This window comes from Blautia sp. NSJ-140, from assembly GCF_022868965.1.
GTDB lineage: Bacteria > Bacillota > Clostridia > Lachnospirales > Lachnospiraceae > Blautia_A.
The window spans coordinates 33,720-54,805 of sequence record NZ_JALIFS010000001.1; the positions used below are offsets into that span (position 1 = coordinate 33,720).

General features: G+C 45.9%; 21 protein-coding genes and 1 riboswitch. Of the genes, 1 reads left to right on the plus strand and 20 read right to left on the minus strand.

The window, feature by feature from the left end; translation table 11 throughout:
- Positions 1–10: 10 nt before the first annotated feature.
- From MUB50_RS00145 to MUB50_RS00200, 12 genes are all read right to left on the minus strand, one after another.
- Positions 11–1,339, minus strand: a complete 1,329-nt coding sequence (locus MUB50_RS00145) for a 4Fe-4S dicluster domain-containing protein (protein ID WP_244791354.1) — start codon at positions 1,337–1,339, stop codon at positions 11–13.
- A 4-nt stretch (positions 1,340–1,343) separates the two neighbouring features.
- A complete protein-coding gene (locus tag MUB50_RS00150; protein WP_015525950.1) occupies positions 1,344–1,610 on the minus strand; it encodes a EutN/CcmL family microcompartment protein in 267 nt (88 codons plus the stop codon).
- Between the two features lie 67 nt (positions 1,611–1,677).
- Complete coding sequence (locus MUB50_RS00155) at positions 1,678–2,289, minus strand: phosphate propanoyltransferase (protein ID WP_373152625.1); 612 nt, start codon at positions 2,287–2,289, stop codon at positions 1,678–1,680.
- A 141-nt stretch (positions 2,290–2,430) separates the two neighbouring features.
- Positions 2,431–2,709: a BMC domain-containing protein gene (locus MUB50_RS00160; protein ID WP_005427721.1), complete on the minus strand. Its 279-nt coding sequence runs from the start codon at positions 2,707–2,709 to the stop codon at positions 2,431–2,433.
- Positions 2,710–2,781: 72 nt separating this feature from the next.
- The gene (locus MUB50_RS00165; protein ID WP_021651544.1) at positions 2,782–3,123 is read right to left on the minus strand and encodes a BMC domain-containing protein; all 342 of its coding nucleotides are present in this window, start codon (positions 3,121–3,123) and stop codon (positions 2,782–2,784) included.
- Between the two features lie 43 nt (positions 3,124–3,166).
- Complete coding sequence (pduA, locus tag MUB50_RS00170) at positions 3,167–3,442, minus strand: propanediol utilization microcompartment protein PduA (RefSeq protein WP_015525952.1); 276 nt, start codon at positions 3,440–3,442, stop codon at positions 3,167–3,169.
- An 84-nt stretch (positions 3,443–3,526) separates the two neighbouring features.
- On the minus strand, positions 3,527–3,841 hold the full coding sequence (locus MUB50_RS00175) for a BMC domain-containing protein (RefSeq protein WP_015525953.1): 315 nt from the start codon (positions 3,839–3,841) through the stop codon (positions 3,527–3,529).
- A 24-nt stretch (positions 3,842–3,865) separates the two neighbouring features.
- Positions 3,866–5,095: a zinc-binding dehydrogenase gene (locus MUB50_RS00180; protein WP_118513162.1), complete on the minus strand. Its 1,230-nt coding sequence runs from the start codon at positions 5,093–5,095 to the stop codon at positions 3,866–3,868.
- Positions 5,096–5,113: 18 nt separating this feature from the next.
- On the minus strand, positions 5,114–6,502 hold the full coding sequence (locus MUB50_RS00185) for an aldehyde dehydrogenase family protein (RefSeq protein WP_021651547.1): 1,389 nt from the start codon (positions 6,500–6,502) through the stop codon (positions 5,114–5,116).
- A gap of 33 nt (positions 6,503–6,535) precedes the next feature.
- Entirely contained in the window at positions 6,536–7,417 is an 882-nt protein-coding gene (locus MUB50_RS00190; protein ID WP_118368607.1) for a class II aldolase/adducin family protein, read from the minus strand.
- 186 nt (positions 7,418–7,603) lie between these two features.
- Positions 7,604–8,395 (minus strand): glycyl-radical enzyme activating protein, encoded by a 792-nt coding sequence (locus MUB50_RS00195; protein ID WP_118513164.1) that lies wholly within the window; start codon positions 8,393–8,395, stop codon positions 7,604–7,606.
- 11 nt (positions 8,396–8,406) lie between these two features.
- Positions 8,407–10,932 carry a glycyl radical protein gene (locus MUB50_RS00200; RefSeq protein ID WP_118623588.1) on the minus strand — a complete coding sequence of 842 codons (2,526 nt, stop codon included), beginning with the start codon at positions 10,930–10,932 and terminating at the stop codon, positions 8,407–8,409.
- A gap of 354 nt (positions 10,933–11,286) precedes the next feature.
- On the opposite strand from MUB50_RS00200, the gene MUB50_RS00205 reads away from it, so the two are divergent.
- On the plus strand, positions 11,287–12,003 hold the full coding sequence (locus tag MUB50_RS00205) for a phosphatase (protein ID WP_118623586.1): 717 nt from the start codon (positions 11,287–11,289) through the stop codon (positions 12,001–12,003).
- 108 nt (positions 12,004–12,111) lie between these two features.
- On the opposite strand, the gene MUB50_RS00210 is transcribed toward MUB50_RS00205, so the two are convergent.
- From MUB50_RS00210 to MUB50_RS00245, 8 genes are all read right to left on the minus strand, one after another.
- Entirely contained in the window at positions 12,112–12,399 is a 288-nt protein-coding gene (locus MUB50_RS00210; protein ID WP_173723397.1) for a cysteine-rich small domain-containing protein, read from the minus strand.
- Positions 12,400–12,666: 267 nt separating this feature from the next.
- Positions 12,667–12,836: riboswitch (cobalamin riboswitch) on the minus strand.
- 231 nt (positions 12,837–13,067) lie between these two features.
- Positions 13,068–14,510, minus strand: a complete 1,443-nt coding sequence (locus MUB50_RS00215) for a C40 family peptidase (protein ID WP_118513167.1) — start codon at positions 14,508–14,510, stop codon at positions 13,068–13,070.
- A 282-nt stretch (positions 14,511–14,792) separates the two neighbouring features.
- The gene (locus tag MUB50_RS00220; RefSeq protein ID WP_118623584.1) at positions 14,793–16,283 is read right to left on the minus strand and encodes an N-acetylmuramoyl-L-alanine amidase family protein; all 1,491 of its coding nucleotides are present in this window, start codon (positions 16,281–16,283) and stop codon (positions 14,793–14,795) included.
- A gap of 284 nt (positions 16,284–16,567) precedes the next feature.
- Positions 16,568–17,554, minus strand: coding sequence for a diaminopimelate dehydrogenase (locus MUB50_RS00225; RefSeq protein WP_110104065.1), 987 nt, complete (start codon positions 17,552–17,554; stop codon positions 16,568–16,570).
- Between the two features lie 193 nt (positions 17,555–17,747).
- A complete protein-coding gene (locus tag MUB50_RS00230; protein WP_021651556.1) occupies positions 17,748–18,395 on the minus strand; it encodes a J domain-containing protein in 648 nt (215 codons plus the stop codon).
- Positions 18,389–19,237, minus strand: a complete 849-nt coding sequence (locus MUB50_RS00235; protein WP_118623582.1) for a DUF5685 family protein — start codon at positions 19,235–19,237, stop codon at positions 18,389–18,391. The genes MUB50_RS00230 and MUB50_RS00235 overlap by 7 nt, the downstream gene beginning before the upstream one ends.
- A gap of 1 nt (position 19,238) precedes the next feature.
- The gene (locus MUB50_RS00240; protein ID WP_118623580.1) at positions 19,239–19,652 is read right to left on the minus strand and encodes a hypothetical protein; all 414 of its coding nucleotides are present in this window, start codon (positions 19,650–19,652) and stop codon (positions 19,239–19,241) included.
- 73 nt (positions 19,653–19,725) lie between these two features.
- Positions 19,726–20,928 (minus strand): class I SAM-dependent rRNA methyltransferase, encoded by a 1,203-nt coding sequence (locus MUB50_RS00245; protein WP_015525970.1) that lies wholly within the window; start codon positions 20,926–20,928, stop codon positions 19,726–19,728.
- Positions 20,929–21,086 lie beyond the last annotated feature (158 nt).

Consider the following 21,086-nt stretch of genomic DNA (forward strand, 5'->3'; position numbering starts at 1 on the left):
CACGTCCTTTCTAATTTCTTGCAATTACAACATGGCGGTCTGTCACTTCTGTAACCTTACCGCTGATGGTTGCATGGATTCCGACACTTAATCCCTGTGCAGGCTGTGCGATCATCTGGCCTTCTGTTACCATATCGCCTACATTTACGATTGCCTGTGCCGGTGCACCGATATGCTGGCTTAAGAGAACCTTTACCTTCGATACGTTTACAAGTTCTTCCTGAAGCGGTGCATCCTTGTCATATCTGGTAAGTCCCAGACGTGCCATCAGACGCTCCTCAGGAACCTTGCGGTATTCTCTGGACTCCTGAACCGGCTTCGGCTGAACACCCTGAGGTGGTCTGATTCCTGCCTTACGAAGTCCACCCTTCATATCTGCAAGCAGTGTTCTCGGAGCCAGGCTCTGCGGACACGCATACATCTCGCAGACACCACAGGAGCTGCAGAATGCAGAATTGATATAAGGATTTACATTTCTGAAATCCTGATTGGATGCTGCCATCATGAACATTGCCGGATCGATCGGGTGTCCCAGATTGTGTCTCGGGCAAAGATCTGTACATGTATGGCAGTGGCAGCAGATGGATGCTGCTCTCTTCAGATCTATAGAAGAAGTCCGCTGCTTCTTCATGACAATAACATGGTCCTTTGGAAGAACCAGGATTGCGTTCGTTGTTTTTGTAACCGGATCAGAACCGTTTCCGATACGTCCCATCATCGGGCCGCCTACGAAATATACAGGATCTTTCACAGTTGTTCCGCCTGCCTGGGCAACAACCTCTTCCAGTGTGCATCCCAGTGGAACTTTCACTGTAACAGGATTCTCAACTTCTGCAACAACGGAAACATATTTGCTTGTAACCGGTTTGTGTTCTTCTACCGCGCGGTATACATTGTAGAGTGTCTCTACATTGAATACGGCTACTCCCTGCTCGATTGGCAGTCCTCCTGGCCGTACCACACGTCCGGTTGCCTCATAAATAAGAACAACCTCATCACCCATCGGATAAACCTCATCCAGAAGATGGATCTTAACCCTCGGGAATTCTTCAATATGCTGATTTAAAGCATTGATCGTCTGTACATAAGACTTTTTGATTCCGATAATGGCCTGGGAAGCTCCTACCGTCTCCGCAACCATATCGAATGTTTTCATGATCTCGTATGCGTGCTTCTCCAACAACTGTCTGTGAAGTTTCAGTAATGGTTCGCACTCTGCACAGTTCATGAGAATGATTTCTGCTTTGTCTGTCAGCTTCATGTATGTAGGGAAACCTGCTCCACCTGCTCCGACAACACCATTCTCCTGCATAATTTTCTGTAATTCTTTGATATCCATGGCGTTACTCCAATCCTGCACCGTCATCTACGATTCCGACGATTGCGGCATCTACCGGTGCTGTTTCTACGCCGCAGCCAATTCTTGCTGCGCTTCCTTGTGCCACCAATACATATTCGCCGATTCCCGCACCGATGATATCGATGGCAACAATCTGGCTGTGCTCGGCTTTCATATGATGCACCGGCTCCACGATCATGAATTTATTTCCTATCAGTTTTTCACTTTTTCGTGTGGAAACAATACTTCCAACTACTTTGCCTACGATCATATGAGCCTCCGTTTTCTCTATATCCTCCACTGGGGATGCCAGAAACGGCATCCCCGAAGGAGGAATATTATTTGATTATGGTAACTGTATTGCCTGTGGCAATTCTTGCTGCATTTGCTTCATCTGTATCAATATGCATTTCCAGTGTAAAGCTGTCATCAACACGGATCTTAACCTGATTAAAGATCGTTCCGCGCTCATTGTCAGCTTTGACGGAAACAACATCACCATCATGTACACCCGCAGCCTGGGCATCCTTCGGAGCCATGTGAATGTGACGCATAGCCACAATACATCCCTCTTTCAGATAAATGGCACCTTTCGGTCCGACGATGGCGATCGGTGCACTTCCTGCAAGATCACCGGACATACGTACCGGAACCTTCATTCCCAACTTGATCGCATCTGTTGCGGAAACCTCAACCTGTGATTTACTGCGGACAGGTCCGAGGATCCTTACATTCTCGATCGCACGGAGCTTCAATCCCACAATGGTAACTGTTTCATTGGATGCAAACTGTCCGCCCATCAGATCCTTTTTCTTTGTGAGCTGATAGCCTTCTCCGAACAGTGCCTCCACATGCTCCTGTGTCAGGTGAATATGTCTTGCGGAAACTCCGATAGGAACAACGAAACCATTGCCCTTGTCTTCGTTTTTGTTGATCGCATCGATCACCATTTTTGTGATCATTTCAATATTATTCGTTTCCAAGAGTACACCTGCTTTCTTTCGGTTTCATGACTGAACTTAACTCAAAACACACCGGCCGGAAGCCTTAATGGCCCTCAGGCCGGTGCGTTTTGGAACTGATCAGTTAGATTATTTAAGAACCGGAAGGATTTTCTCAACGTCTGTATGAGGTCTCGGAATTACGTGTGTAGCTACAAGCTCTCCAAGTCTGGATGCTGCTGCACTTCCGCTCTCTACTGCAGATTTAACTGCTCCTACATCTCCACGAACCATAACTGTTACAAGACCGGAACCGATCTTCTCTGTTCCTACCAGAGCAACGTTAGCTGCTTTACACATCTGGTCAGCTGCCTCGATAGCTGCTGTAAGTCCTCTTGTCTCAACCATTCCTAATGCTTCCTGTGTCATGATCATATCCTCCTTGTGGATTATAAATGCTTTATTTGTTCTGTTTACTTCTGACTATTTTGGTGCAGCAGCTTATTTTTTGCTGCTGTTTTTGCTTTCCAGTGCTTCTTCCGGATTTTCCTGCTGTTTCTTTTTCCATCGGCTTGCACTCAGCTCAACCAGTTTGACGATTTCCTCGTGGGGATTGGCAATTACCGCATAGCTGGCAGGCTTCTTGATAGCCTGTTCTACTGCTGCATTGACAGCTGCTGTAACTGCTGATACATCGCCTTGTACGATCAGGGTCACCAGTCGTCCGCCCAGCTTACGCTCCCATGACGCCAGCTCAACGTCTGCCGTTTTGCACATGATGTCCAGGGCATTGATTGCCGCAACTACACCAGTGATTTCTATAAATCCATATGATTTTCCCATGAGCGAACTCCTTAACTAATTTCTATTCCTCTCAAAGCCTGAATCAGAGCTTTGGAAGGATTTTCTCTACGTCTGTATGAGGTCTCGGGATCACGTGTGTAGCTACAAGCTCTCCAAGTCTGGATGCTGCTGCGCTTCCGCTCTCTACTGCTGCTTTTACAGCGCCTACGTCTCCACGAACCATAACAGTTACAAGACCGGAACCGATCTTCTCTGTTCCTACCAGAGCAACCTCTGCTGCTTTTGTCATTGCATCTGCTGCTTCGATCGCAGCTGTGAGGCCTCTTGTCTCAACCATTCCTAATGCTTCCTGTGCCATGATTCTATCCTCCTGAATCCTATTCGTTACTTTTTTATCATATATGATTCCGACACTTTTGTAAAGTTAAGTTGCGGAATCCTCTCAATCTTTATCCAGGGCGCTGATCTTCAGCATTTTCTGTGTACCTGGTTCCGGGTTGGGGATTATGTAATGCTGTACCACACCTGTCATGCTCTCTGCGACCTTCATGCCGGCTTCTACCGCTGCTGTGACATCTGACACGCTTCCGCGGTACTTGATGCAGACAAGAAGCGGTACTGGCAGGCTGTCCGCATTCGCCGGTTTATTCTTATCGAATACCTCCAGGTGGACATTTGCAGCCTTGCACCCGGCGTCAGCTGCCACAAAGGCTGTCGCAAGTCCGAAGACCTCCAGAATTCCTACAGCTTCTGCCATGTTGCTTCTCCTTTCCCGTTAAGGTTATTTGTTAACAACCGCGATCTTAAGACCTGTCATTGACAGGTTCTTCTCAAGTGCCTCGTTGATCTCTTCCAGCGGATACTTGTCAGTGATCAGCTCAGACATTGGAAGTCCGATTGCTTTTGCTCTCTTAAGGAAATCAAATGTTGTTGCATAATCTCTGAGGTTGTATACCCAAGAACCAACAAGGTTGATCTCTTTGGAGCAGAGGTCGAAATGCGGGTTGATGGTTGCATCTCCACCGTTGATGAAGAATCCAAGCTCGCAGAGGCCGCCGCCGTTGCGGATGAATTTGTAGATATTGGAATGAGCATGAGGATTTCCAGTACACTGGAAAGCGAAATCTGCAAGATGTCCGCCCTGAGCCTCTTTCACAGCCTCAGTAAGTGCCTCAACACCCTTGAAGTTCATAAAGTTTACAGTTGTAGTTGCGCCCATTCTCTTGGCGAATTCAAGACGCTGCTCGTTTCCGTCTACTGCACAGATGTTGTGAACACCCATTGTATGAAGAACGGCGATACAGATCAGACCGATCGGTCCGCAGCCCTGAACAACAACTCTGCTGTTGAATTTCAGGATTCCTGTTGTTTTTGCTCTCTCTACTGCATGTACAAGTACTGCACATGGCTCGATGAGGATACGGGAATCAAGATCCAGATCACTTACATTGAAGAATGTGGAACCGAAGCTTCCGCCTCTGATGAAGATGTAATCAGCGAACCATCCGTTGAATTTAACATCATCGTCCGGAAGAAGTCCGTATACGTCAGCGCCGCCTACGTTTTTCTTGTTGAGGTCGAACATTGTGATTTCCGGATCATCTTTGAAGATCATACATGTAACGATCTTATCTCCGACTTTAACCGGTTTACCAGCTGTATCAACCTTAACGTTTTTACCCATTTTTACGATCTCGCCGGTTCCCTCATGTCCGAGAACTACCGGAATAAGACCAAACGGATCATTTTTGTACTCATGAGCATCTGTTCCGCAGACACCGCATCCCTCAACTTTTACAAGGATGTCGTCATCTCCAACTTCCGGAAGGTCATACTCCTGAAGCTCAAAATGTTTCTTCTCTGTCATCATTGCCACTCTTGCTTTTTTAGGAATTGTATTTCCTGCCGGAGCAGCCGGAGCGCTTGCAGCAGCTGCTGCAGGAGCGTTTCCTGTCATGCCGGAGAGAACCTGTTTAACGATTTCTTCGATATTTACATTGTTCATATCCATGATTTATGTTCCTCCTGATCAACGAATGCAAAGGCTGTCTGTCATTACGCAGCGTCTTCTCTTTGTGAATGTGCTTGCGCTTGTAAGTCCCTCACCGGTACGGCTTGCAATGGTAAATGTACAGAAGCCTTCTCCACCGAATCCAAGTGCGGAATAGGACGGGCCGTTCTTTACAAGGATTGCTGTGTCGATTGCTTTCGCATATTTTGTAATGTTATCAATATTCTTGGAATGAATATGTGCGGAATGACGGTTGCCATGCTCAAGCCATACAGCCTGCTCTACAGCGTCATCAAAATCCTTTGCTCTTACGATTCCGAGGATCGGCATCATAAGCTCTGTTGTGATAAGCGGATGCTCCTTCGGTCCCTCGAAGATAATGCAGCGGGTGTTTGCCGGTGCCTGAACTCCGATCATGGAAAGAAGTGTCTTCGCATCACGTCCTACACATTTACGGTTCAGCTTGCCGCCTGCAAGTACAGTTTCAACAAGCTTATCCTGCTCTTCCTTGGATGCAAGGTAGCAGTCATTTTCTGTAAGCATGTAGTGCATTAACTCATCAACTACGGAAGATACTGCAACAACTTCCTTCTCTGCGATACATGGAAGGTTGTTATCGAATGTACATCCGTTTACGATATCCTGAGCTGCCTTACGGATATCAGCAGTAGCATCAACCAGTGCCGGCGGGTTTCCTGCTCCTGCACCGATTCCTCTCTTACCAGAGGAAAGAACTGCTGTCACAACACCAGGGCCTCCTGTTGCTGCGATCAGATGGATATCTTTATGTTTCATCATAATATTGCTTGTCTCAAGGGTTGGTTTCTCAACTGTGACAGCGATATTATCCGGGCCGCCTGATTCCAGGGAAGCCTCATTTAAAAGATTGATTGCGTAAATAGAAGTTTTAACTGCTGCTGGATGTGGGTTGAATACTACTGTATTTCCGCCTGCCAGCATACCCATTGTGTTGCAGAGAACTGTTTCACTTGGGTTAGTGCATGGTGTGATCGCACCGATAACACCAAACGGTCCCATCTCGATCAGAGTCAGTCCTCTGTCTCCGGACCATGCAGTTGTTGTAATGTCTTCTGTTCCAGGTGTCTTGTCTGCTACCAGGTGATGCTTCAGGATCTTATCTCCCACATTACCCATACCAGTTTCCTCAACACCCATACGTGCCAGTACTTCCGCATTTTCTTTGATCTTCTTGCGGATGCAGGTGATGATCTTTTCTCTCTGATCCATAGACATTGTCTTAACTACCAGCTGAGCCTTCTTGGCTGCTTCGATAGCATCATTCATATCCTTGAAAACACCATGTTTTCCGGCCGGAGCATCTGCAATCTGCATCTTTGCCATAACTTCCTGTACAATTTCCTGTACCATATTCTCACTTATTGGCATGAGATTGTCCTCCTTAATTATTCCGTCAAAAGATTATTTCAGGCCAAGCTGAGCCATAACCTGTTTTGTGATCTGAGCAACAAGCTCTGCATCATTCTTTGCTGCATCTGCTGCAGGAGCTGCATCTTTATCACAATCACAGTCTTTTCCAACGAAATCATACTGATATCCTGGGAACTGTTTGTAGTCCTCACTGTGGCATGCACCACCGCAGTTGTGGCAGTTCTTGCCGTCTTTGTTCAGGCAGAGGCTTGCCGGATGTTTACCAGGCATACCAAATTTACGACGGATCGCATAGAGTTTCTCGATGTTCTCTTTGTCGAATTCCTTCGGTCCGCCAAGGAGCTTGGTCTGATACAGAAGCTGTGCGTAGAACTCTACAGACTCCATCTTCATGTATGCAGCGTTAAGGTCTGTGCTCCATGTAAGTGCTCCGTGGTTCTCAAGAAGTACTGCATCAAAGTATGGAAGGTATTTCTCAAGGTTGTCCGGAATCTCCATTGTGGAAGGTGTACCATACTCAGCGATCGGAACGCATCCAAGAGCGATAACTGCCTCCGGCATGATCGGCTGTGTAAGCGGAATACCTGCGATTGCGAAAGATGTTGCATAGATCGGATGAGCATGTACAACAGATCCTACGTCCGGTCTCTTCTCATATACTCTCATGTGCATCTTGATCTCAGATGATGGTTTGAATCCCGGGTTAGCCTGGATTACATTACCCTTGCCATCTACTTTACAGATGAACTCTGGTGTCATGAATCCTTTGGATACACCAGTTGGTGTGCAAAGATATTCATTCTCAGCTACTTTAACAGAAAAGTTTCCGTCGTTAGCTGCAACCATGTTACGGTTGTAAATTCTCTTACCGATGTCACAAAGCTGTTTTTTGATTTCAAACTCGTTTACCATGCTTAATTTCCTCCTTGAGCATTGGATTGCACTATTTTGTTTCTGAGAACATTTTACCCCATACCACAAAATAAGTCAAGGACAATCCGTTGTTTTGTGTTGGTTTCTTGTTGTTTTTTATGTTGTTTTTATTGTTTTTTATATTTTCTGTTTGCAAAGGATCTTTTTTCTGTAATCCCGTATCTCTCAGCCGCCGATCTGGCAGTCCAGGCCGCATACCGCATGCACTGCATTCTTCAGCATCTGCATATGTTCTGCTGTGGGCGGAAGGATTCCTTCCATTAAATAGGGTCTGCCAAGTCCTTCATATTTATCCTGTCCCAGCCTGTGATACGGAAGAAGATGGATCTTGTTTACGCCCGGAAGGGATGCTGCAAATCTTGCGATCGCCTGGATTTCTTCCACAGAATCATTAAATGTGGGGATCACCGGAACGCGGATCACCAGCCTGGTTTTTCCGTAGAGCGCAACCCTTCTTGCATTCTCCAGCATCAGTCCGTTGGCCCGTCCTGTGAATTCTTTATGTTTTTCCTGATTCATATGCTTGATATCCATCAGATATACATCCAGATAGGGAAGTACCTGTTCGATCTTTTCCCATGGGGCACAGGCCATACTTTCTACCGCTGTGTTGATCCCTCTCTCCTTTGCCGCGCGGAGAAGATCTCTGGAAAAGTCCGCCTGACACATACATTCCCCTCCGGAAAGGGTGATCCCGCCTCCGGAACGGTAATAATAGGCACGGTCCTTTTCCACCTCTTCGATCATTTCACGAACTGTCACGTCGCGGCCGATCACTTTATCTTCTCCCAGAACCTTCATGTTCTGGATCCGGTATTCCTGTGATTCCGGATTACAGCACCAGCGGCAGCGGAGAACGCAGCCCTTCAGGAACACGATGGTACGGATACCCGGTCCATCGTGTACTGAATATTTCTGAATATCAAAGATCCTGCCCTTTGTATCCAAATAGTCCATACGTTACTCCTTTAGAAGCCCTGCTCTGTTCTTCTGATGATATCATCCTGCAGAGATCTGGAAAGTGTAGTGAACAATGCGCTGTAGCCTGCAACACGTACAACCAGATGTTTGTACTTCTCAGGATGTTTCTGTGCATCCAGAAGTGTTTCTCTGTCAACAACATTAAACTGCATATGCATGCCCTTCTGATCAAAGTATCCTCGGATCAATGCCACGAATTTCTCCAGTCCTTCTCTTCCTGCAAGTGCTGACGGATGGAATTTCTGATTAAACAGTGTTCCGTTGGATACGATAAAATGATCCAGACGTGATACAGAAGTTGCCGCAGCTGTCGGTCCCTTCACATCCTTGCCGGCTGACGGGGAAACACCATCTGCTACCGGAGTATGTGCGTAACGGCCATCCGGTGTTGCACCGGTCTGTCCGCCAAGCGGAACATTTGCAGATACAGGATAAAGTCCCGCCTGATAATGTCCGCCTCTTGGGTTCATATATTTCTGAAGCGGTCTTGTGTAAGTATAAGCCACATCTCTTGCAAAGTAGTCCACATCCGGGATATCATTTCCAAATTTCGGAACCTCATCAATCATCTTGTGGATCTCTTCGAATCTTGCCTTCTTCTCCGGAGATGGCTCTGTTCCGAGAGCTGCTGTCATAACAGCTGTTGCGGTCTGCTCATTTACACTGATGCCATTCTCCTGGAGCTTCTGCATAACGATGGTGGTGATATCTGCTGCAGCCTGTGCATCGATACCCTTGCCGTAGTTCCATGCCAGAGCCTCCTTCAACTCCTCCATGGTCATCTTCTTTTCTTCATATACAAGCTTGCGGATCGCATACAGAGAATCTGCCATGTTTGCAATACCAAATCCCTGAGGACCTGTAAAGTTATAAACAGCTCCGCCTTCCTGAACGGATTTGCCTCGTTTCAGACAGTCATCCACCATACAGGAAAGGAATGGAAGCGGACATCTCTCCGCATGTGCCACATCAATGGCATTATCAGCATTTACAAGCAGGGAAATGAAATATTCCATCTGTTTCTTATATGCATCATAGAACTCATCGAAGCTCTTCATCTCTGTGACATCGCCGGTCTGGACACTGATCTGTACCCCTTTGTCCATACCATTGGAGAAAACCATCTCCAGCGGACGACACATGTTAAAGAATGCAGCGTCATGCCAGCCCTCTGTCTTACCTGCCTTCTGCGGTTCTACACAACCGATGATGTTATATTCTCTGGCATCTGCAAGAGAAAGGCCACGGTTCTGCAGTGCAGGAATGATAACCTCATCATTGTAATAAGCCGGGAGTCCGATTCCTGTTCTTGTAAGCTCTGCAGCCTTGATCAGGAATTCATGCGGAGATCCGTTCCATACTCTTACAGAAAGAGACGGTGCCGGAAGATGCACATGCATAGACGCCTGGATGCACATAAAGGAGAGATCATTGGTCACATCCTCGCCATCCTTGTTCTGACCACCTGCGATCAAGTTCTGGAAAAGGCTGTAGCCTGCAAAACCCTCTGCAGATGCAGCATCACGACATTTATTCAGGTCGTTTAATTTTACCCATATACAGTCCATCAGTTCCTGGGCAAATTCTCTGGTAAGATTGCCTGCTTCCATATCACTCTTGTAATACGGATACATATACTGGTCAAAACGTCCCGGAGAAATAGAATGTCCGCTGCTTTCCATCTGGATCAGCTGCTGTACAAACCAGAAGGACTGGCACGCCTCATAGAAGTTACGGGCGCCCTTTGCCGGTACGTGTGTACAATTGGATGCGATCTGAAGGAGTTCCTGTTTTCTGGTCGGATCCTGACACTGATATGCCATCTGTTCTGCGAGCTCGGCATAGCGATGTGCATAGTCAATAACTGCCTGACAGCTCATGATAACTGCTTCCAGGAAACGGGATTTCTTTGCGTAATCACCATCTCCTACATTACACTCATCCAGTTCCTTCTGAGCTTTGGCAATGATTCCTTCATAACCGATTGCCAGAACTTCTTCATATTTAACGGTTACGTGTCCTACACCATTGTAGAAATAGTTTCCGGGTGTAAAAATATTGTGGTCAATGGCAAGAATCGCTTCCGGTGCCATGTAGGAGGTTGCAAGCTCACTGGTAGTCTTACCTTTCCAGTATTTATGTACCTCACGGAGCTCCGCCTTGGTTTCCTCCGCAATATAAAATGGATCGGCTGTTCTGGTAGCCACTGTATCCAGCTCATCCTCCAGCCACTGGAAAGAATACTCCGGAAACGTCTGACATCCTCTCGGCGCCAAAGTGCTGCTTCCGACGATCAGCTCCTCATCACGGATGATGATTGGAATGTTGTGCAGGATGTGGGCAAATGCCTTGGCCCTGCGGGTGATGATCGGCTCGTCTTCTGTTGCTTTGTAAGACTCTGTGATCAGTTTTGCTCTGGCAGATTCGATCACCGGCATCTTTGCATAAAGATTATCTACAAGATGTGTGATCCTGTCTGTTTTCGGAACATCTGCTATATGAAATTTCTCCATGATTCTCCTTTCTCATAACCGGTTGTTTCTGGTGATCTGTCTGCCTCTGCGCTTCCAGAACCGCTCCTGTCCGGCTATGTGCTCATGTAGTTTTATTATACCTTACCCCTACTTCGATGTCAACGAAATCCAACATGTGTTTCTAGCTGTTTTTGTGGTTTTTATTGGTTGCACCCTGTTGATTTTATTTGTTTTTTGTATTTTTATGTTTTTCTCTATTGACTTTGCTTTTCTGCTCTGCCATACTTGGATTTATATAGAAATTCCTTTGTTTTTCAAAAAAAATTTATGTAAAGCGGACATTCGCATTCCACTCTGTTACATGTTCTCAAACAGTAAAAGAGGTGTATTTTTATGTATCTTTCTGATATGCATACCCACTCCATCGCCAGTGGTCACGGCACGGAATGTACCATCACCAACATGGCACGTGCAGCTGCTGAGAAAGGTCTCCGGCTTCTCGGGATCACTGATCACGGTCCCGGCACTCTTGCAGCCGGAACTTCCTCCTATTTCCGCAGCCTTACCTATTCTCCTAAAAAACATTTCGGTGTGGAATTACTCTACGGAATTGAACTGAATATCCTTGACCGCAGCGGAACGGTAGATTTAGACCAGGAATTATTATGTAAACTTGATTACGCCATTGCCAGCATGCATGCCTGGAATTACCGCTGCGGTACCAGAGCCGAAAACACAGAAGCTTTTATCAATGTAATGAAAAACCCCTGTGTGAAGATCCTCGGACATAGTGATAACACTCATTACCCGGTTAATTATGATGCGCTTGCAAGGGCTGCCAGGGAAACCGGCACGATCTTTGAGATCAACGAAGCTTCTCTTGCACCTTATGGCTATCGTGGCGACACAAGAGAAAACTGTTTCGAGATCCTTCGATGCTGCCGCAAATATGATCTGCCGCTGCTTCTTTCCAGTGACAGCCATGGCCCGGAGCATATCGGAGATTTTACCTATGCTGCTGAGTTTGTTCATCAGGCCATGTTTCCAGAACAGCTGATCCTCAACAACCAGCTTCCCAGACTCAAGGTTTTTCTCCAAACCAGAGAATGATCTTCTGTATTTTTTCCGACAGATAACAGCTATTGTCCACCCCAAAACAAAACAGGCCAGTTCAAACACAGGAATATACATTTTCCTGTATCTGAACTGACCTGTTTTTTATTTTTCCCGCTGCTTCCGTACAATTTCCGCAAGCTCGCTATATTTACCTGTAACATATCCGAAGTTCTCTCTTCTGTGAGGAAGCTTGCATTCGGTGCAGTCTTTGATGCCGCTTTCCGTAAAGCGAAAATTACCACCACATTTATCTCCCAGTGCATATAAAGGACAATAGCAGAACAGACAGTTGAAGTTCTCCGGATCTGCTCCTTTATGGCATGGAAAGTACTCACAATTTTTGTGGCTGAAGTAAGAGTATTCTTTGCCTTCCCAGTATGGCTTCTCCATGGCTCTTTTCTCCTCTCCTGACATAACCACGCATAAATTTTCCTATAAAAAAAGAGGTAGCGATGCCACCCCGGGGTAGAAATATAATCCGTTCATGAGTGCGCGGAGGGAACGAATGTATCCGGAGTAGTATCGCCTGCCATTTAATCATGTATAATTCATATGAACAGGCGCATTCCATAAAAAAATGCCTACTCTCGTAAAAAAGTAGACAACGTCCCAGGGGTGCGGAGTCCCTGAAATGGTTGTTACACTTTACACGGAAGTTTAACCTCGCCATAACAAGCAGGTTTCCTGGCTCCGGGATCATGGCTCCTCTCTCCTTCTCATACATACGTACAATGGACTATGAGATTTGCTCCTCCGTTACAGTGACCGGATCGCTCAGGTTTCACACCTGATTCCCTTTTCTGCGGACCTCTGATAATCAATACATAACTGTCAGCCATCCTCAGCACTTGCTATGTTCAATATGGAATTATACTGACATCATAATAACATCCTGTTAATTATATGTCAATACTATTTTCAATATTTATATATTTATGAGCATATTTTGTTGCTGTTTACTCCGTTCCATGGGTTTTCAGTGTTTTTTACGACATAAAAAACAGCCCGACAAACTGCTGTCGGGCTGCTGTGTTTTTATTTTCTGTTGTACGTTCTTATTATACAAGACGTCTTACAGATACAATTGTTCTGTATGTAGCATCATTGCTGATCTTGATCCCGTCCTGAGAGTTCGATGCATGAACGATCTGGCCATTACCCATGTAAATAGCCACGTGTCCGCCATAGCAGATCAAATCTCCCGGCTGTGCATCTGCGTAGGATACTTCTGTACCTGCATTCTGCTGCTCATAGGATGTTCTCGGAAGGCTGACTCCGAAGTTCGCATAGACACTCTGTACAAATCCGGAGCAGTCTGCACCATTGGTAAGGCTTGTTCCGCCCCATACGTAAGGATTTCCTACAAACTGTGTGGCATAATTCACAACAGAAGATCCTGAACCGCTGCTGTAAGAAGAACTGTCACTGTCTGAGGATGTGTCCTCTGCACTTTCTTCGGATGCATCTGTGCTGTTATCGTAATCTGCGTCTGCATTATCCTCTGTATTCTCAGTATCCCCGGACGCATCATCATTTTCACCATTGTCTGCATCTTCATCCACATGCTCGGTGTCATCCTCTGCAGTATCCTCATCTGTATTCTCGATCACGTTGCCGTCCTCATCGTACTGTACATCTTCGCTCTCGTCCGCCTCATCCTGCTGTGCTTCCTGCTCTGCCTGGCGTCTTGCTTCCTCTTCTGCCTCAGCCTGTGCTCTCGCTGCTGCTTCAGCCTCGGCCTGACGTCTTGCCTCTTCCTCTGCTGCAATACGCTCAGCCTCTAATCTCTGAAGCTCTGCAGTCTGCTCTGCAAGAAGGTTTGCATAATCTGTAGCCTGCTGCTGTGCGTAGGCGATCTCATTATCATAATCTGCGGATGTGGCACGCTTCTCATCCAGCTGTGCCTGCAGGTTCTGGGACTCTGCTTCATATTCCTGCTTCATCCCCTCCAGCTCTGCCTTCTCCTGTGTGTACTGTGCTTCCAGGTTTGCCACCTGCTGGATCGTATTGGAATATTTTTCAAGGCTCTTACGGTCCTGCTCATAAGTCTTCTGTGTGTACTCTGCTCTTGTAAGAAGGTCAGACAGGTTCTCTGCATTCAGCATCATCTGGAACCATGCATCGTCTCCACCCTTCTCATAGAGATACTGGATACGTTTCTTCATTGCCTCATACTGTTTCTGCTTGGCATTTTTGGCCTTCTCAAGGTTGGTCTGTGTAGATGCAATGTCGGCTTCCTTATTGGAGATATCTCCTTCCAGTGTCTGGATCGAAACCATCACGTTTACAAGATTGGCATCAAGAGTTGAAATCTCGCCTTCAATCTGTGACTTCTGTGAGGAAAGCTCATCCAATCTGGAATAAGTCGCATTCAGCTGTTCATTGGTCGCATCCATCTCCTGCTGAAGTGCTGCCTCATCTTCTCTTGTTGCGCTTACGCTGACTACCTGTGCTCCGCTGATGATGAGCGCCAGTGTCAGACATAATATCCTTTTCTTCATGACTGTTCACCCTCGCAATCTGATTCTAATTTAATACAGCGGATCTGACCATCCGCTTCGTTGGTTTTTTTGTAATACTTTTGAAATATCTTGTTTCAATCTTTTTATATATTAACACAGTGTTATTTGGATTGCAAGGATTTTCTATTAATTAGTTTAAAACTTTGTAACATTTATTAATGATTTTGACATCAAAAAGGAGAACCTGTGATATCTCAGGTTCTCCTCGCATGTTTCTTATAGTCATTTATTACATATAAATTTCTTTCCGCGTATTTCCGATCAGAAAAGATCTGCAAGGATCTGGTTGGCTGTTTTCTTCAGATATCCGTTGGGATCGGAAAGTGTGCTTCTGTTCCATCTGAAGTATGCACCGTTTCGGATATAATTACCGCTGGATTCATGATAATCATATTTGCTGACTCCAGGATACCTGGACATGTAAGTTTCTGCCAGCTTGATCGCCTGGCTTCCGTAAGTTCCGCTTGGTGTCGGTGTTCCGGAAATCTGTACGCCGGCATTAGGTGTACAGTGGAGAATCACAACACTCTTATCAGAACACTGTCCGAGAACGATCCAGGTATGTCCGCTGTTGTATCCGATATCTCCCGGATAAAGCTTCCAGTTTGAGCTTGCCAGCTGAGACTGGGAAACGATGGTTCCCATTCCCTTACCGGAATATAAAGATCCAATATCTCCGGAAACAGTAGTATACTGGGGTCCGCCGGATCTGCTCTGCATGATCTGATATACAGACCATCCTACAAAGCCGGAGCAGTCAAGGCCCTTCTGTTCTGTAGCTTCACTGAGATCCATATAATATCTGTAATTATAGGAGCTGGAATTGCTGTCATACCACTGTTTCCATTTTGGACTGATGCCCTTTCTGGTCGCATCTGACCAGTTGTGGCCGCCGCCCCATACGTAAAGAGTCTTTCCTACCGGAAGTAATGCATTGGCGAGGAAATTCTTGATGGTCCTGGAGCTTGTAACTGTAGCAGTACCCGGGTTGGTATCCAGGACACCATTGCTGCCAAATGTATACTTCTTGCCATCGATCGTCTTCGTTCCCGTAGCCATGACACCGGTTGACGGATCAAAATAATATTTATATCCTTTTTTGGAATTTGTGACCCATCCGGTAGCCATCACGCCGCTCTTGCTGTAAAAATAATAGGTATTGCTGCCGATCTTCTTAAAGCCCTTATACATAGCTCCCGTGTTTGGATCAAAATAACGCTTCTGCTTTTTCTTATTCGTTGCCCAGCCCTTTGCCATAAAGCATTTGCTGGTAAAATATCTGGTCACATTCTTCTTGTCTGTAAGGAATACGCTTCTTGCAGCAACACCACTGCCGCTGTAGAAATAATATTTCTTATTACTGATCGTGGCCCATCTCGTTGTCATATATCCGCTGGTGGGATTAAAATAGCGGGTATTGTTCTCTCTGTCTGTAAGCCAGCCTGTTGCCATATAGCCCTTGACACCGTTAACATTATAAAAATATCGTTTGCCCTTGGAATCCTTAGCCCAGCGCTTCATCTGCACGCCTGTGGATTTATTAAAAAAATATTTCTTCCCGTTCAGTGTAAGCCAGCCTTTTACCTTCTGGCCATTCTGATAATAATAGGATTTTCCTTTTTCGGTCTTAAAGCCGTTCTTGGCCGCAGCTTGTACATCGGTTGCCGTTGTATGTACAGTTGCTCCGGCTGCAAAGAACATCAGAACAAAAAAAAGTCCCCAGAGTTTCCATTTTCTGCTTAATTTTCGCATACATACCTTCCTTTGATAGATAGATCATTGATATTTACTATTTCTTAAGTCCGGCTGATCGTAAACATTACAATTTTGTTACAATTTTACGTCCATATTATATAACATTCTTTACAGTCCGTCAACTCTTTCCTTTTCTTTCAGAAAAAATGTCATTCCGGTATTACCAATGTTGATTTTATGCAGAAAAAATCCCCGAAACATCAGAAATATTCACTGATGCTCCGGGGATATGATCCTTTATGCAGTTTTACTCCTGTCTGTTACAGATCTGTTACAGATCCTTACAGAAATTTTTTGCGAAGCTCTGCTCCGTCAAGGGCACTTAAATATGCAGGTGCAACATCAAATACTGTCTTGCAGCCCTTCTGTCCTTCCTGATTCATACGGTATGCAGCTCTTGCATAGGCAACGATCACAGAAGATGTGAACTCAGGATTGGAATCCAGCTTCAGGCTGTACTCGATCACATGGCTATTCTCATTGTTCCAGCCTGTTTTTCCACTGCGGATCACAAAACCGCCGTGTGGAATACCGCTGTGGTCACGATCCAGCTCTTCCTGAGAAATGAAATGTACCGTTGTATCATACTCGTCAAAGTAATTCGGCATGGTCTTGATCTCTTCCTCGATACGTGCAAGATCAGCACCCTCCTCAGCAACTACGAAGCACTCTCTTGTATGTTTCTGACGTGTGGTAAGCTCCGGATTTTCTCCGTTTCTTACTGCCTCAAGTGCAGCTTCTACCGGAATGGTGTACTGCTTTGCATCCTTTACGCCTTTGATGCGGCGGACTGCATCAGAATGTCCCTGGCTGACACCCTTGCCCCAGAATGTGTAGTCGTTTCCATTTGTAAGGATCGCATTTGCATACATACGGTTCAGAGAAAACATTCCGGGATCCCAGCCTACGGAAATGATTCCTACATGTCCACTCTCTGTTGCTGCCTTGTCAACATTTGCAAAATGCTCCGGGATTTTCTTATGTGTATCAAAGCTGTCCACAACATTGAAATATTTTACATACTCCGGTGTCTGAACAGGAAGATCTGTCGCACTTCCTCCACAGATGATCAGGACATCGATCTCATCTTTCAGCTTCTCTGCGTCTTTTACAGAATAAACCTTTGCGGTCTCTGTAAGGATCTTTACAGTCTCCGGATCACGTCTGGTAAATACTGCAACCAGCTCTGTATCCGGATTATGCTTGATGGCGCACTCCACGCCGCGTCCCAGGTTTCCGTAACCTAAAATACCAATTCTTATACTCATAATGATTTCCTCCTCTTTTTCTCTGCAGTATGTCATTTTCCGGACAGCACTGTGAATTTCTGTCAGAAAAATTCCTCTGCGATCTATATCGCAAAACGGATCTGCCTGATCCGCCTTACAATCATATGGACATGCTGCCTCAGGATATTCCGATTCTCAGTTCCGGGATATCGATGACCGCTTTGTTTCTGCATCAGCAGCAGAAAAAGCCGCCCGGCCAGCACATGAAACAAGCCATGGTCCTACAGCAGGCATCACACATATCTCCTCCTGCGGTCGGCATTCCCCCAAAGGGATCCTGTCGCTGCTGATACCAGCCGCCACCGCCTTCCATTCTCTGGAGCAACATACGGTACTGCATATTATCCGGTTCCTGACGGACTGCCTCACGGATCTGATCCAGAGCTGTTACATTATTTCCCATTCCCATATTTGCCATAGCAGCCAGGTAATACCATTCTCCATTTTTCTGACCAAGAGAATCCAGTACATTCATAGCTTCCTGAAAATGACCGCTCTGCACATAATTGGCGGCCGCCCTTCTGCGCATACTTTCCTCATCCTGATAGGCACTGGAACCGGCATTTCCGTAATTTCCAAAACCACCGTAATTTCCGTAGCCACCATAACCATTCTGGGAACTGCTTCCGTACTCACGCTCTTTCATGATCTGTTCGTAAGCCTGCTGCACTTCTTTGAATTTTTCTTCGGCCTGATCCTTATTTGGATTATTGATATTGGCATCCGGGTGATACTTTCGGCTCAGCTTCCGGTATGCCTTTTTTATTTCATCATCAGATGCGTTTCTGGGAACTCCCAGCACGCTGTATGGATCTAACATCTTTTCTCTTTCTCCCGTTCTTCCCTGCGCTTCTGTCCGATTGCCGCAAAGCGGCACCAGACGCCGGAATATAAAATATTTCGAAGGATATCTCCGTATCGGATGATCGGCAGCTTTTCAAATTCTCTGCAGCATTCTGCAAGCATCATCATAAGAAGCCGGCGTACCTCTTCCTCGAACCCTTCTATCTTATATTTTTCAAGGAAAGGATTGTAATTTCCGTTTTCTGCATCTTTTTCCACATCATCATAAGCATCCAGGATGTAGATAAATTTTCCGAGATAAAATCCCAGACGGCGCAGGGACGATTCCCAGACATCCTTACGGAAGGCCAGAATCTCTTCCATGATACGTCCGGAACACCCGGCTACACGGTCCACATCGGTTTCCCTCTGTTTTTCCAGGGAAGAAAGCTCCTCCAGTGCGCCTCGGATCCTTTGGATCTTCTCCGGATAATCAGACATATGCATATTTCCGCAATTCTTCAGAATTCTTGCATATGCATAGTGCAATGGTTTGTGTTCATCCTGCCAGTCATCCATACATTTGTAATAAGTAAGGATCACATTCATATCCGCACAGTACTCAGTTACTGTATTTTTACGTACCGGCTGGGGCTTCAGCGGATGGACCACACACCTGGAAGTTCCCTTCTTCGTTGGCGGTTCATAAAGGGCACTTAAAAGAAGGACCGCAAATGTCATATCATAAGTCAGTGAAATCTGTCCCGGTATCCCGTATCTCTCCCGAAGTTCTCTGCAAAGGCCGCAGTAAAAAGAACGGTACACATCAAAATCCTTGAATTTTATTTCCGGTTTATTAACGGTCACATATCCGAACATGTCAGCTCCTTTTTACGAATTTTGTGTGGCATTTCGGACATTCAATCTCGATCTTGCCCTTTCCCTTTGGAATACGTATCTTCTGTCCACAGCCCGGACAGCTGTAGATGTGATGGGTCTTTCTCTGCTTCATCAGATTCTTTTCTTTATTGAAGCGAAAACGGAACTTCGACGTCATCTGAAGGAATTTCTGATTTTCGGCATAACGCTGCTGGATATTTCTGGAAAAAATACGTATATATGCATATACGATCGCTGCGACCCCGAGAATGTCAAGAGTGCTGCCGGCAGTTCTGCTGAATATATTGGCAAACATTGCCAGAATGATCAGAACCAGTGCAGCTCCCATGGTAAACCTGGAAAGATCATCCACTCCATAACGTCCCTGCATAAATTTATTGAATTTGTCTCTCATATGATCTGCATCTCCTTTTCACTGCCATACGGCACTGCCAAAAAATTTCCGTAAAAAAATCCGGAGGCAGTTCCTAACGGTCATTGCATACCTGGAAAATGTAGAATTTCAGATAATAGGATTCGTCAGCTGACCAGAGGATCGGATGATCCGGTGCCTGTGTACGGTACTCTACCTGGCGCAGTCTCTTATGGACATTCTTCGCTGCCTGACCGATGGTCTGTGTAAACAGCTCATATGTCATAAAATGAGAGCAGGAACAGGTTGCCAGAAATCCGCCGTCCTTTACAAGACGCATTGCACGGAGATTGATCTCACGGTATCCCTTGATGGCATTTTTTACAGAGCTTCTGGATTTCGTAAATGCCGGAGGATCCAGTACCACAACATCAAATTTCTCTCCCTTCTCCTCAAGCTCGGGAAGAAGCTCAAAAACATCCTCACAGAGGAATTTCACTGTTCCGTCCAGGCCGTTCAGACTGGCGTTTCGTCTTGCCTGCAGAACTGCAGTTTCCGACGCATCCACACCGAGAACACTCTGTGCCCCTGCAATTCCCGCATTCAGGGCAAAAGAGCCGGTATGTGTAAAGCAGTCCAGAACCTTCGCCCCCTTGCAGAGCTTCTGGATAGCAAGACGGTTATATTTCTGATCCAGGAAAAATCCGGTCTTCTGCCCGTCCCGGATATCTACTTCATATTTCACACCGTTCTCTTCAATCTGAACAAGTGTCGGAAATTCTTCTCCGATAAATCCCTTGGTAAGTTCCATTCCTTCCTGGCGGCGTACCTTTGCATCACTTCGCTCATAGACTCCACGGATCCGGATCCCATCCTCAGCAAGAACTTCCTTCAGTGCATCTATGATCGTTTCTTTAAGACGGTCGATTCCCAGTGCAAGAGACTGTACAACAAGCACATCTGAAAACTTATCCACAACAAGACCCGGAAGAAAGTCTGCTTCTCCGAAGATCACACGGCAGCTTCCGGTATCTACTACCTTCTTACGATACTCCCATGCGTCGCGGACACGTTGTTTCAAAAATTCCGGACTGATCTCTGTACGCTCATCTCTGGTAAGCATACGGACTGTAATCTTGGAATTGGTGTTGATAAATCCTCTTCCCATCGGATATCCGTCAAAGTCCCGGACCAGAACGATATCTCCGTTCACAAAACTTCCCATGATGCTTGCGATCTCATTGTCATATACCCAGAGGCCTCCTGATTTCAGGAATCTGCCTTCGCCTTTTTTTAATGTTACTACTGCCAGGCTCATAAATTCTACCTTTTCCCTTTCTCGTTTCCCTGTCACGGTTTGCGATGTATGAGTCCACAAAACCGATTTACGGTCAATTTTATCACAGAAAAATCCATTTTTCCAGTGCTTACACAAATCCTTGTCGTAAATCACAAAATTTTCATGATATCTTTCCG